This window comes from Streptomyces fumanus (genome assembly GCF_014655295.1).
Classification (GTDB): Bacteria; Actinomycetota; Actinomycetes; order Streptomycetales; family Streptomycetaceae; genus Streptomyces; species Streptomyces fumanus.
Genome location: NZ_BNBI01000014.1, coordinates 112,147 through 125,261, shown reverse-complemented (window position 1 = coordinate 125,261; position 13,115 = coordinate 112,147). Strand labels below are relative to the sequence as shown.

At 72.9% G+C, this 13,115-nt stretch carries 12 protein-coding genes; 6 read left to right on the top strand and 6 right to left on the bottom strand.

What is annotated here, in order from left to right:
- Positions 1-21: 21 nt before the first annotated feature.
- On the bottom strand, positions 22-390 hold the full coding sequence (locus IE316_RS28200) for a helix-turn-helix domain-containing protein (protein ID WP_190207335.1): 369 nt from the start codon (positions 388-390) through the stop codon (positions 22-24).
- Positions 387-638, bottom strand: a complete 252-nt coding sequence (locus IE316_RS28195) for a YkoF family thiamine-binding protein (RefSeq protein ID WP_190207334.1) — start codon at positions 636-638, stop codon at positions 387-389. Before IE316_RS28195 ends, IE316_RS28200 begins: the two co-directional genes overlap by 4 nt.
- Positions 639-774: 136 nt before the next feature.
- Between IE316_RS28195 and IE316_RS28190 the strand changes: the two genes are divergently transcribed.
- The 4 genes from IE316_RS28190 to IE316_RS28175 all read left to right on the top strand — a co-directional run bounded on the left by IE316_RS28190 (position 775) and on the right by IE316_RS28175 (position 5,273).
- Positions 775-1,614 carry a TIM barrel protein gene (locus tag IE316_RS28190; protein WP_190207333.1) on the top strand — a complete coding sequence of 280 codons (840 nt, stop codon included), beginning with the start codon at positions 775-777 and terminating at the stop codon, positions 1,612-1,614.
- Between the two features lie 32 nt (positions 1,615-1,646).
- A complete protein-coding gene (locus tag IE316_RS28185; protein ID WP_190207332.1) occupies positions 1,647-2,537 on the top strand; it encodes a 2-hydroxy-3-oxopropionate reductase in 891 nt (296 codons plus the stop codon).
- Positions 2,538-2,719: 182 nt separating this feature from the next.
- The gene (locus IE316_RS28180; protein WP_190207331.1) at positions 2,720-4,177 is read left to right on the top strand and encodes a catalase; all 1,458 of its coding nucleotides are present in this window, start codon (positions 2,720-2,722) and stop codon (positions 4,175-4,177) included.
- 484 nt (positions 4,178-4,661) lie between these two features.
- On the top strand, positions 4,662-5,273 hold the full coding sequence (locus tag IE316_RS28175; protein WP_190207330.1) for a TIGR04222 domain-containing membrane protein: 612 nt from the start codon (positions 4,662-4,664) through the stop codon (positions 5,271-5,273).
- Between the two features lie 63 nt (positions 5,274-5,336).
- Here the strand turns inward: IE316_RS28175 and gcl are convergent, their stop codons facing one another.
- The 4 genes from gcl to IE316_RS28155 form a co-directional block, all read right to left on the bottom strand.
- Positions 5,337-7,121: a glyoxylate carboligase gene (gcl, locus tag IE316_RS28170; RefSeq protein WP_190207329.1), complete on the bottom strand. Its 1,785-nt coding sequence runs from the start codon at positions 7,119-7,121 to the stop codon at positions 5,337-5,339.
- Positions 7,122-7,298: 177 nt separating this feature from the next.
- Positions 7,299-8,882 carry an AMP-binding protein gene (locus IE316_RS28165; RefSeq protein WP_190207328.1) on the bottom strand — a complete coding sequence of 528 codons (1,584 nt, stop codon included), beginning with the start codon at positions 8,880-8,882 and terminating at the stop codon, positions 7,299-7,301.
- Entirely contained in the window at positions 8,879-10,549 is a 1,671-nt protein-coding gene (locus IE316_RS28160; RefSeq protein ID WP_190207327.1) for an AMP-binding protein, read from the bottom strand. The genes IE316_RS28165 and IE316_RS28160 overlap by 4 nt, the downstream gene beginning before the upstream one ends.
- Positions 10,550-10,637: 88 nt before the next feature.
- Entirely contained in the window at positions 10,638-11,741 is a 1,104-nt protein-coding gene (locus IE316_RS28155; RefSeq protein ID WP_190207326.1) for a winged helix DNA-binding domain-containing protein, read from the bottom strand.
- Positions 11,742-11,833: 92 nt separating this feature from the next.
- Here IE316_RS28155 and IE316_RS36030 point away from each other — a divergent pair, with 92 nt between their 5' ends.
- Together IE316_RS36030 and IE316_RS28145 are read left to right on the top strand one after the other, a co-directional pair.
- Positions 11,834-12,739 carry a polysaccharide pyruvyl transferase family protein gene (locus IE316_RS36030; RefSeq protein WP_268257656.1) on the top strand — a complete coding sequence of 302 codons (906 nt, stop codon included), beginning with the start codon at positions 11,834-11,836 and terminating at the stop codon, positions 12,737-12,739.
- A 61-nt stretch (positions 12,740-12,800) separates the two neighbouring features.
- Entirely contained in the window at positions 12,801-13,109 is a 309-nt protein-coding gene (locus tag IE316_RS28145; RefSeq protein ID WP_190207325.1) for a DUF3040 domain-containing protein, read from the top strand.
- Positions 13,110-13,115: the final 6 nt, after the last annotated feature.

Genomic DNA, 13,115 nt, shown 5'->3' with positions numbered 1-13,115 from the left:
GCTACGGCGCGAAAGCGCAGGTCAGGAGCCCTTCTCGCGGTTGAGGTAGTTGTAGACGGTGAAGCGGCTGACGCCCAGGGCGCTCGCGACGGTCTCCACGCCGTGGCGCACAGAGAAGGCGCCGCGCGCCTCCAGCATCCGCACCACCTCCTGCTTGGCCTTGCGGTCCAGATCCGCCAGGGGTCTGCCCTGCCGGCGCTCCAGGGCGGCCAGGATGTGGTCGAGGGAGTCGGCGAGCTGCGGCAGCTTGACCGCGACGGCCTCGGCGCCGTCCCAGGAGAGCACCACGTCGTCCTGGCCGGCCTCGTCGGGCGGGACCAGCTCGCCGCCGATGGCGTCGACCAGGGGCTTGACGGCGGCGATGAACGACTCGGCCGCGCCGCCGGTCACCGCTCGTCCGCCTCGACGACGTTGACCTGGAGGGAGATCCGGGTGGCGCCCGCGTCCAGGGTCCGGCGCAGCAGGGCGTCCAGGGCGGTGAGCACCGCGTCCGCGCCGCCCGCCGCGGTGTTGCCGAAGGGGCCGACGTCCACCTCGTCCAGCCCCGCCGCCTCGATCACCTCGCGGGCCACCAGCGCGTGGGCGGGCGCCTCGTCGAGGTCGAAGGGCTCGGTCGTGAACTCCACTCTCAATCGCACGCGCTCAACCTAACGCGCGGCGCCGGATTCCGCCGACCCCCCTTGACAACCTCCGACACCCCCCGGCAATCTTCCATTACGCAGAAATGAACTTCCGTAATACGGAATCAGACCACGGAAGGGAGCGCGGGACCCCATGGGATTCGCAGACCAGCGCTTCAACGTCAACCTGTCGATCCTCTTCACGGAACTCCCGCTCCTGGAGCGCCCCGCGGCCGCCGCCGCGGCCGGCTTCACCGCGGTCGAGCTGTGGTGGCCCTGGATCGACTCCCCCACCCCCGAGCGGTCCGCACTGGACGCCCTGCGGCGGGCGATCGAGGACGCGGGCGTCCGGCTCACGGGCCTGAACTTCTACGCCGGGCGGCTCCCCGGCCCCGACCGCGGCGCCCTGTCGCTCCCCGGCGAGGAGTCGGACCGGTTCCGCGCCAACATCGACGTGGCCGCGGACTTCGCCCACTCGCTCGGGTGCACGGCGCTCAACGCGCTGTACGGCAACCGCGTCGAGGGCGTGGACCCGGCCGAGCAGGACGCGCTCGCGCTGGAGAACCTGGTCCTGGCGGCCCGCGCGGCCGACCGGATCGGCGCGGTCCTGCTGATCGAGGCGCTCAACGCGCCGGAGTCGCCGCGCTACCCGCTGGTGTCGGCACCGGCCGCGGTCGACGTGGTCGACCAGGTCAACGAGGCCACCGGCCTGGGCAACGCCAAGTTCCTGATGGACCTCTACCACCTGTCGATGAACGGCGAGGACCTGCCGGAGGTGATCGAGCGGTACGCGGCGAAGACCGGGCACGTGCAGATCGCCGACAACCCCGGCCGCGGCGCCCCGGGCACCGGCTCGCTGCCGCTGGAGGAGCTGCTCGGCCTGCTGGCCAAGGCCGGCTACGACGGCTGGGTCGGCCTGGAGTACAAGCCCGGCGACCGCCCGAGCGCCGAGTCCTTCGACTGGCTGCCCCGCGAGGCCCGCGCCGCCCGCTGAGAACTTTTCCCGTACCGAGAGGCACCCTCACCATGAGCACTCTTCCCAAGGTCGCCTGGATCGGTCTCGGCATCATGGGCTCCCCCATGTCCGAGAACCTGATCAAGGCGGGTTACCAGGTCACCGGTTACACGCTGGAGCAGGAGAAGCTGGACCGGCTGGCCGCCGCCGGCGGCACCGCGGCCGGTTCCATCGCCGAGGCCGTCCGGGACGCCGATGTCATCGTCACGATGGTGCCGGCCTCCCCGCAGGTCGAGGCCATCGCGTACGGCCCCGACGGCATCCTGGAGAACGCCCGCTCCGGCGCGCTGCTGATCGACATGTCCTCGATCACCCCGGGGACCTCCGTCGACCTGGCGAAGGCCGGCCGGGACAAGGGCATCCGGGTGCTGGACGCCCCGGTGTCCGGCGGCGAGGCCGGCGCGATCGAGGCCGTGCTGTCCATCATGGTCGGCGGCGAGCAGGCCGACTTCGACGAGGCCAAGCCGCTCCTCGAAGCGCTGGGCAAGACGATCGTGCTGTGCGGCCCGCACGGCTCGGGCCAGACCGTGAAGGCCGCCAACCAGCTCATCGTCGCCGTGAACATCCAGGCGTGCGCCGAGGCCGTGGTCTTCCTGGAGAAGTCGGGCGTCGACCTGAAGGCGGCGCTGGACGTCCTCAACGGCGGGCTGGCCGGCTCCACCGTGCTGACGCGGAAGAAGGACAACTTCCTGAACCGCGACTTCGCGCCGGGCTTCCGCATCGACCTGCACCACAAGGACATGGGCATCGTCACCGACGCCGCCCGCGCGGTCGGCGCGGCCCTGCCGGTCGGCGCGGTGGTCGCCCAGTTGGTGGCCTCCCTGCGCGCCCAGGGCGACGGCGGCCTGGACCACTCCGCCCTGCTGCGGGCCGTGGAGCGGCTCTCCGGCGCCCAGGTCTGACCCACCCGGACCTCCGGGCGGCGCCGGCGCCGACATCTGTCCCGTCGCGCCCAGGCGGCGGCGCCGCCCGGAACCTTCCTCAACAAACTGTTGACGTTCTGAACACCCCAAACCTAGGCTCCACGAAGCGGAAACGGTTTTCCGCTCGACGTTTTCGCTGACACCCGCACGGAAGGTCCACGATGTCGCAGCGCGTGCTCACCACCGAGTCCGGCGCCCCGGTCGCCGACAACCAGAACTCCGCCTCCGCCGGCGTCGGCGGCCCGCTCCTGATCCAGGACCAGCACCTGCTGGAGAAGCTCGCCCGGTTCAACCGCGAGCGCATCCCGGAGCGCGTGGTGCACGCCCGCGGCTCCGGCGCCTACGGGCACTTCGAGGTCACCGACGACGTCACCGACTACACGCACGCCGAGTTCCTGGACACCGTCGGCAAGCGCACCGAGGTCTTCGTGCGCTTCTCCACCGTCGCCGACTCGCTCGGCGGCGCGGACGCGGTGCGCGACCCGCGCGGCTTCGCGGTGAAGTTCTACACCCGCGAGGGCAACTACGACCTGGTCGGCAACAACACGCCGGTGTTCTTCATCAAGGACCCGATCAAGTTCCCCGACTTCATCCACTCGCAGAAGCGGGACCCGTTCACCGGCCGTCAGGAGCCGGACAACGTCTGGGACTTCTGGGCCAACTCCCCCGAGGCCACGCACCAGGTGACCTGGCTGATGGGTGACCGCGGCATCCCGGCCTCCTACCGGCACATGGACGGCTTCGGCTCGCACACCTACCAGTGGACCAACAGCGCGGGCGAGGCGTTCTACGTCAAGTACCACTTCAAGACCAACCAGGGCATCCGCTGCCTCTCCGCCGAGCAGGCGGCCGAGACCGCGGGCCAGGACCCGACCTCGCACCAGACGGACCTGCTCCAGGCCATCGAGCGCGGGGTGCACCCGTCCTGGACGCTGCACGTGCAGCTCATGCCGGTGGCGGAGGCGGCCGACTACCGCTTCAACCCGTTCGACGTGACCAAGGTGTGGCCGCACCGGGACTACCCGCTGCGCCGGGTGGGCCGGCTGGTCCTGGACCGCAACCCCGACAACGTGTTCGCCGAGGTCGAGCAGGCCGCGTTCTCCCCGAACAACTTCGTCCCGGGCATCGGCCCCTCCCCCGACAAGATGCTCCAGGGCCGCCTGTTCGCCTACGCGGACGCGCAGCGCTACCGCCTGGGCGTCAACCACACCCAGCTCGCCGTCAACGCGCCGCGCGCCACCACCGCGGAGAACTACGGCCGGGACGGTCTGATGGCCGCCAACAACCAGCCCCGTTACGCCAAGAACTACGAGCCGAACTCCTACGACGGCCCCGTGGAGACCGGCCGCCCGCTGGCCGCGCCGCTGCCCGTCTCCGGGCACACCGGCACCCACGCGGCGCCGCAGCACACCAAGGACGACGACTTCTTCCAGGCCGGCGAGCTGTACCGGCTGATGACCGAGGACGAGAAGAAGCGGCTGGTCGCCAACATCGCCGGGGGCCTGTCCCAGGTCTCCCGCGACGACGTGATCGACAAGAACCTCGCCCACTTCCACGCCGCCGACCCCGAGTACGGCAAGCGCGTGGCGGAGGCGGTCCGCGCCCTGCGCGAGGACTGACCCCACCGGCTCGCGGACGGGACCTGACGGGGAGGTCAGGACCGTCCGCGTGGCCCGCGGGAGCACCGGCCGGCCCGGATGAGGGGTGGCCACCGGTGCGCCGCGGGCGGGACCCGAGGACCGCGGCGGTCGGCGAGCCAGTGCGGTGGTGAAGGGCCCGGCGGTCCGCTCCTACGACCTGAGGGGAGCGGACCCGGGGCCCGTCGCCGCCCGCCGCGGTCCCGGCCCGGGCGCCTCCCCGCCCCCCATGCTCCGTCCGGCGGCGCGAACGACCTGTCGCGCCCAGCCTCGCGCCGTCGGACGGTCACCAGCACCACCACCGGACAGCACCCTCACCGGTCCCAGGAGCGCCGGACGCGGAACCCCCGCGTCCGGCGCTTCTCGGCGTTCCGCCGGGCTACCTCAAGTCTTCCTCTGAAACCGGCCGCCGCGCGCTTGGGCCGCCCCCGCCGCCGGGCACATAGCGGGCACGGGGGTGAGGCCGATGGACACCGGAAGGGACTTCGCGCTGGAGCCGCACGAGACGGCGCTGCTGGCCGGCGGCCCGCACGCGGCCGTCACGGTCGCGGTGGTGGACCTGCGCCTGCGGGGCGCGGTCGAGACCGGCCCGGGCGGGACCCTGTGCGTGCTGGAGCCGCCGGAGGAGGAACTGCCCCCGTTCACGGGGACGGTGCTGGACTGCCTGGACGAGCCGCTCACCGTACGGGAGCTGGTCCGGCACCCGGACGTCAGGCTCGCGCTGGCCCTGACCCGCATCCCGCTCGCCGACGCCGGGCTGCTGGGGTATCCGCGGCTGGGCGCCAACCGGGCCGCCCGGCGCCGGGTGGAGTTCCTGCGGGAGCGGCACCCGCTGCCGCGGGGCGGGCACGGGCTGGGCGACGAGGACACGCTGCTCGCCGTCGCCCTGCACGGCGAGGCCGCGCTGCGCGTGCTGATGCCCCGCTTCGCCCGGCGGGCCGGGCTGCTGTCCGGCCCCGGGGAGGACCCGGAGGACGACGTGCGCCCGCGCCGCCGGGGCAGGTTCGCACGGCGCGCGGGGACCGGCGGGTACGAGGACGCCGCCCCTCCCCAGGACCGTCCGGGCGGCCGGGGCTGAGAAGGCCGGAGGGCGGTCCGTCCCGGGGGAACGGACCGCCCTCTTCCCTGCGCTGGCGCGGTGTCAGACCTTCAGGGTCCGCACGGCGGTCGGGGCGTGGCCCGGTTCGGTGGCCAGCTCCTCGAACTCCACCACGTTGGAGATGTCGTTGGTGCCCGACATGGAGATGTTGGTGACCCGTTCCAGGATCGCCTCCACGACGACCGGCACCCGGTACTCGGCGGCGAGCTTCTTGGCCTGCTCGAAGGCGGCGCCCAGCTCGGCCGGGTCGGTCACCCGGATCGCCTTGCAGCCCAGGCCCTCGGCGACCTTGACGTGGTCGACGCCGTAGACGCCCAGCTCGGGCGAGTTGACGTTCTCGAACTCCAGCTTGACCTGGAAGTCGATGTCGAAGGCGCGCTGCGCCTGGCGGATCAGGCCCAGGTAGGAGTTGTTGACCAGCACATGCACGTACGGGATCTTGTGCTGCGCGCCGACGGCCAGTTCCTCCAGCATGAACTGGAAGTCGTAGTCCCCGGAGAGGGCGACGACCTGGGCCTCGGGGTCGGCCTTGGCGACGCCGAGCGCGGCGGGCACGGTCCAGCCCAGCGGGCCGGCCTGGCCGCAGTTGATCCAGTGCCGGGGGCGGTAGACGTGCAGCATCTGGGCGCCGGCGATCTGCGAGAGGCCGATGGTGGAGACGTACCGGGTCTCCGGCCCGAACGCCTTGTTCATCTCCTCGTAGACGCGCTGCGGCTTGATCGGGATGTCGTCGAAGTGGGTACGGCGCTGCAGGGTGGCCCGCCTCTCCTGGGCGGACGCGGCCCAGGCGGAGCGGTCGGGCAGCGTCCCGGCGGCCTTGTGCTCCCGCGCCACCTCGACGAACAGCTCCAGGGCGGCCCCGGCGTCGGAGGCGATGCCGTAGTCCGGGGCGAAGATCCTGCCGATCTGGGTGGGTTCGATGTCGACGTGGACGAAGGTGCGTCCGGCGGTGTAGACGTCGAGCTTGCCGGTGTGCCGGTTGGCCCAGCGGTTGCCGATGCCCAGGACGAAGTCGGACTCCAGGAAGGTCGCGTTGCCGTAGCGGTGCGAGGTCTGCAGGCCCACCATGCCGGCGTTCAGCTCGTGGTCGTCGGGGAGCGCGCCCCAGCCCATCAGGGTGGGCACCACGGGGACGCCGGTCAGCTCGGCGAACTCCACCAGCAGGCCGGCCGCGTCGGCGTTGATGACCCCGCCGCCCGCCACGATCAGCGGGCGCTCGGCGGCGACGAGCATCCCGAACGCCTTCTCGATCTGGGCGCGGGTCGCGGCCGGCTTGTAGACCGGCAGCGGCTCGTAGGTCTCCGGGTCGAACTCGATCTCGGTGAGCTGCACGTCGATCGGCAGGTCGATCAGGACCGGCCCCGGGCGCCCGGAGCGCATCAGGTGGAACGCCTTCTGGAAGACGCCGGGGACCTGCGCGGCCTCCAGGACGGTCACCGCCATCTTGGTGACCGGCGCGGCGATGGAGGCGATGTCGACGGCCTGGAAGTCCTCCTTGTGGATCACGGCGGTCGGGGCCTGGCCGGTGATGCACAGGATCGGGATGGAGTCGCCGGTCGCCGAGTACAGGCCGGTGATCATGTCGGTGCCGGCCGGTCCGGAGGTGCCGACGCAGACGCCGATGTTGCCGGGGCGGGTACGGGTGTAGCCCTCGGCCATGTGGGACGCGCCCTCGACGTGGCGGGCGAGGGTGTGGGTGATGCCGCCGGACGCCTTGAGCGCCGCGTAGAACGGGTTGATCGCCGCGCCCGGCACACCGAACGCGTCCGAGACGCCCTCGCGCTTGAGGATCTCAACTGCCGCGCGGGCAGCGGTCATACGAGCCATCGAGTACTCCTGCTTCGGCTGTCGGATTCGCACTCCCGTCGCGCCCGCGGTGAGCAATTCCGTATAGCGAAATTTAACTTCTACTATCTGGAAGCAAGGTAAGTGGGGTGGGCGGAGGACGTCAAGAGACGGGACGGCCGCGGCGCCCGGCGCCGCGGCCTCGACAGGTACCGACGCTCAGGCGCCGTAGCGTTCCCGCAGCTCGATCTTGCGGACCTTGCCGGAGACGGTCATGGGGAAGGAGTCCACGATCCGCAGCCGGGTGGGCACCTTGTAGTGGGCCAGCCTGCCCTCGCAGTGCGCGCGCAGCTCCGCCAGGGTGGGCGGCGCGGCCGGGTCGGCGGGGACCACGCAGGCCAGCACCTCCTCGCCGTACCGCTCGTGCGGCACCCCGACGACCTGGACGTCCGCGATGCCGGGGTGGGTGTGCAGGAACTCCTCGATCTCGCGCGGGTAGATGTTCTCCCCGCCCCGGATGATCATGTCCTTGATGCGGCCGGCGATCTCGACGTACCCGTCCTCCCGCATCACCGCCAGGTCCCCGGTGTGCATCCAGCGGGCGGGGTCGATCACCTCGGCGGTCTTCTCCGGCTCGTTCCAGTAGCCGAGCATCACGCTGTAGCCCCGGGTGCACAGTTCGCCGGTGGCGCCGCGGGGCAGGGTGACGCCGGTGGCCGGGTCGACGACCTTGACCTCCAGGTGCGGCAGGACCCGGCCGACGGTGCCGGTGCGGTGCTCCAGGTCGTCGTCCCTGCGGGTCCCCAGGGAGACCGGGGAGGTCTCGGTCATGCCGTAGCAGATGGCGACCTCGGCCATGTGCATCTCGGCGACCACCCGTTTCATCACCTCCGCCGGGCAGGGCGAGCCCGCCATGATGCCGGTGCGCAGCGAGGAGAGGTCGTACGCCGCGAAGTCCGGCAGGTGCAGCTCGGCGATGAACATGGTCGGCACGCCGTACAGGGAGGTGCACCGCTCGGCCTGGACCGCCTCCAGGGTCGCCCGCGGGTCGAAGGACGGGGCGGGGATGACGACGCAGGCGCCGTGCGAGGTGGCCGCCAGGTTGCCCATCACCATGCCGAAGCAGTGGTAGAAGGGCACGGGCAGGCAGATCCGGTCCTGCTCGGTGTACCCGACCAGCTCACCGACGAAGTACCCGTTGTTGAGGATGTTGTGGTGCGAGAGGGTCGCGCCCTTGGGGAAGCCGGTGGTGCCCGAGGTGTACTGGATGTTGATCGGGTCGTCGCAGGACAGCTCCTCGTACGGCGGGTCGGGGGTGGCCCGGTCGAGCAGCGCCTGCCAGCCGGGGTCGCCGAAGTGGACGACCTCCCGCAGGTCGGGACAGCGTCCGCGCACCTCGCCGACCATCGCCCGGTAGTCGCTGGACTTGTGGCCGGGCGAGGCGAACAGGAAGGAGACACCGGCCTGTTGCAGGACGTACTCGGCCTCGTGGGTGCGGTAGGCCGGGTTGATGTTCACCATGACGGCGCCGAGGCGCGCGGTGGCGTACTGGACGAGCACCCACTCCGGGCAGTTGACCGCCCAGATGCCCACCCGGTCGCCCTTGCGCACTCCGGAGGCCAGCAGCGCGGACGCCAGCCGGTCGACCTCGGCGCCGAACTCGGCGTAGGTCCAGCGGCGGCCGGAGGGGACGTCGACCAGGGCCTCGCGGTCCGGCCAGGTGGCCACCGCCCGGTCCAGGTCGGCGCCGATGGTGTCGCCGAGCAGGGGGGTCGTGCCGGTGCCGTGCGCGTAGGAGTTCACCGGAAGTCCTCCTCGCGGTACTCCGCCGCCGAGCCGGCCGCCGTCGCCTCGCGCAGCTCGATGCGGCGGATCTTGCCGGAGACGGTCTTGGGCAGGTCGGCGAATTCCAGGCGGCGGATGCGCTTGTAGGGGGCGAGCACCTCCCGGGAGTGCTCGAACAGCACCTTGGCGGTGTCCGGTCCCGGCTCCCAGCCCGCGGCCAGCACGATGTACGCCTTCGGCACCGCCAGCCGCAGGTCGTCGGGGGCAGGCACGACGGCGGCCTCGGCGACCGCCTCGTGCTCCAGCAGGGCGCTCTCCAGCTCGAACGGGCTGATCTTGTAGTCGCTGGCCTTGAACACGTCGTCGGCGCGGCCCACGTAGGTGAGGTAGCCGTCGGCGTCGCGGGCGCCGATGTCGCCGGTGCGGTAGTAGCCGCCGGCCATCGCCTCGGCGGTGCGCTCGGGGTCGCCGTGGTAGCCGGTCATCAGGCCGACCGGCTTCGCCGAGAGGTCGAGGGCGATCTCGCCCTCGGTGGCGCCGGGTTCGCCGGTGACCGGGTCGAGGAGTTCGACCCGGTAGCCGGGGCTGGGGCGGCCCATGGAGCCGGTCTTGAGCACCTGGCCGGGGGTGTTGGCGACCTGCACGGCGGTCTCGGTCTGGCCGAAGCCGTCCCGGACCGTCACCCCCCAGGCCCGGCGGACCTGCTCGATCACCTCGGGGTTGAGCGGCTCACCGGCGGCGACCACCTCGCGCGGCGGGGTGGTGAGCCGGCCGAGGTCGGCCTGGATGAGCATCCGCCAGACGGTCGGCGGGGCGCAGAAGGTGGTGACCCGGGCCCGGGCCATCTCGTCCATCAGCCGAGCCGGGTCGAACCGGGTGTAGTTGTGCACGAAGACGGTCGCCTCCGCGTTCCACGGCGCGAACAGGTTCGACCAGGCGTGCTTGGCCCAGCCCGGCGAGGAGATGTTCAGGTGCACGTCACCGGGGCGCAGACCGATCCAGTACATGGTGGCCAGATGGCCCACCGGGTACGAGACGTGGGTGTGCTCGACCAGCTTGGGGCGGGCGGTGGTGCCCGAGGTGAAGTACAGCATCAGCGGGTCGTCGGCGCGGGTGGGCCCGTCCGGCGTGAAGGTGTCGGGGGCGGTGTCCACCTCCTCGTACGGCAGCCACCCCGCGGGCGCGCCGCCGACCGCGATCCGGGTGTAGTCGCCGGGGACCTGGTCGAACTTGCCGGTGTCCGCGGTGCGGACCAGGACGTGCCGGACCCGGCCGCGCTCGACGCGGTCGCGCAGGTCGGCGGGGCCGAGCAGCGGGGTGGCGGGGATGACCACCGCGCGCAGCTTCATCGCGGCCAGGGCCGTCTCCCACAGCTCGACCTGGTTGCCGAGCATGACCAGCACCCGGTCCCCGGCGCCGACGCCCCAGGCGCGCAGCCGGTTCGCGGCGCGGTTCGAGCGGGCGGACAGTTCGGCGAAGGTCCGGCGGGTCTCGGTGCCGTCCTCCTCGACGATGTGCAGCGCCGTGCGGCCGTTGTCCGCGGCGATGGCGTCGAACCAGTCCAGCGCCCAGTTGAAGTGCTCCGGGCGGGGCCACTCGAAGCCCGCGCAGGCGGCCTCGTAGTCCTCACGGTGCTCCAGCAGGAAGTCCCGTGCCCTGCGGAAGCTCTCCGTCGCCGTCGTCATCGTGCTCCTCCTCGGTGCCGGGCCGTGGCCGGGCGGCTCGGCCTTCGTCGGTGTTCCGTGACGGAGGTCTTACCATCCGACCGGGTCGTCACGCCCGTACGGGGCCGAAGCGGATGGCGTACGGGCCGTCCGGGTGCATCGTCGCCAGCAGTCGCTCCGCCTCCTCGGTCACCTCGCGGCGCTGTACGGCGGTGAGGTCGCCGAACGCCTCGATGACCAGGGCGTCGGCGTCCAGGCGCCACAGCCCGGCCAGGAAGCCGTCGACGAGCAGGGTGCGGTGGGCGAGATTGCCCTGCCAGGCCCGGCCGCGGTGGGCGGGCGGGACGACACGGGTGCGGTCGGCGTGCGACAGCAGGAGGTTGTCGAACTCGGGCAGGAAGCGCGGCGGGGCCGGGGTGTCCGGGTCGGGGCGGGGCGCGTCGGGCAGGTCGAACAGCTCGGTGCCGGCCGGGTCGCGGAAGACCAGCAGCCGGGGGCGCAGCCGTTCGAAGGCGGGGCGCAGCCTGGTCAGGCCGGCCCAGGTCTGCATGTCCTTGACGGAGGCCGGGCCGTAGGCGGCGAGGTAGCGCAGCACGGTGGCGTCGGGCGCGGGGACGGGGGCGGCGGGGCGGCCGAGCCAGTGCTCGGCGGTGGTGAGGGTGACCTGGCCGCTCCTGCCCCACAGTCCGCGCGGGGTGATCTGCACCAGCGGCAGCAGACAGCGGGCGGCCACCGACAGGGCCCCCGGGTCGGCGTCGGGCCACCGGGCGCCGAGTGCCTCGCGCAGCTCCCGCGGGGTGCGCGGCTCGGCCTCGACCAGGTCGCGGGCGAGCCGGGCGAGGCGGTGCGGGTCGACGCCCGTCAGGCCCTTGCGGAACTGGCGCAGCTCCCGGTCCCGGGCGGCCTGCACCAGGGGGCGCAGGGTGAGGCAGTCGTCGGCGGTGTGGGTGTGGAGGGTCGAGCGCAGGGTGACGATGCGGACGACCCGGCGGGCCGCCATCGGCGCGGACAGGGCCTCGGGGGTGAAGCCGGCCAGCCGGGCGGCGAGGGCGTAGTACGGCGGTTTCACGTTCTGCGCCTGGAGGCCGACGAGGTGGGCGACGGCGGCCTCGGCGGACAGCTCCGCGCGGCGCAGCAGCAACTGCCGGGCGAGGGTCGCGCGGTTCAGGGCACGGGTGCCGAGGACGGGGGCCGTGGGCGCCTTGGTCGTCATAACCGCACGGTAGCGCCGCTCGCGGACAGGTACGGTCCGCGAGTGCGCCCCGGGGTGAGTGGTCCGGGGCGGGGCGGGCACCCGGGGGCACTGTGCACGGACGACGGAAGATCCTGGTGACCGGCTGGTTCAGCTTTCTGCACGGGGAGGCGACCGCCGGGGACGTGCTGGCCCTGGACCGGGTGCGGGCGGTGCTGCGGGAGGCCGGGCTCGGCCACGACGTGGTGTGGAGCCCGGGGTTCCGCGCCGACGGCCTTCACTTCGCGGACATCGACCCGGCGGCCTACACCCATCTGGTCTTCGTGTGCGGGCCGGTCCACGGCGACCAGGTGGCGGAGCTGCACCGGCGGTTCGCGCACTGCACGCGGATCGCCGTGGGCGTCTCGGTGGTCGACCCCGGCGACCCGGCCGTCACCGGCTTCCACCGCATCCTGCTCCGGGACGCGCCGGGTGCCGAGCCGGCCTTGGACCTCGCGGCCCGCGCCCCCGCGCTGCCCGCCCGCCCGGTGGCCGGCGTGATCCTCACCCACGGGCAGCGGGAGTACGGGCGGCAGCGGCGGCACGCCGAGGTCGCCGGGGCGGTGACGGGCTGGCTGGCCGGCCAGGACTGCGCCCGGCTGGAACTGGAGACCCGGCTCGACACCCGGGACTGGCGGCTGTGCGCCACCCCGGCCGACCTGGAGGCGGTCCTCGCCCGGCTGGACCTGGTCGTCACCGACCGGCTGCACGGCCTGGTCCTCGCCCTGCGGGCCGGCACCCCGGCCCTGGCCATCGACCCGGTGGCGGGCGGCGCGAAGGTGACCGCCCAGGCCCGCGCCTGCAACTGGCCCGCGCTGGTCCCGGCCGAACGGGTCGGCGCCGGGCCGCTGGAGCGGTGGTGGGGGTGGTGCCTCACGGAGGGCCGGGAGGCGGCCGGGCGGGTGGCCGCGGGCTTTCGCGCGGGGCCCCCGGACGCGGCCGACGGCCTGGTGGCGGCACTGGCCGGCGGTCTTCGTTAGGACTTCCGGCGGGAGGGGCACTCCGGGTGGTGTCGGGTCGTTTCCTGGAGGGATCACCACCGTGAGCATCGGCCGGCTTTCCGAGCACGAGCGGCGCATCCTCGCAGAGGTCGAGCGGGAGCTGTGCCGCGACCACCGGCTCGACCGGGCACTGCGCACCTTCCGGCCGGGCCCGGGCCCCGGCCTCGCGCGCCTGGCGTCCTACCGCCCGCGAGCCCTGACCGTGGCCCTGCTCTGCGTGCTCGCCGTGACCCTGATGGTGACCGGCATCGTCACCTCCGAGCCGGGCGTCGTCTGGGCGTTCGCCGCCGTGTGGCCGGTGACGCTGTTCGCGGTGTTCCAGTTGCTGTGCCGGTGGACCGAGGGCTGAGCCCCC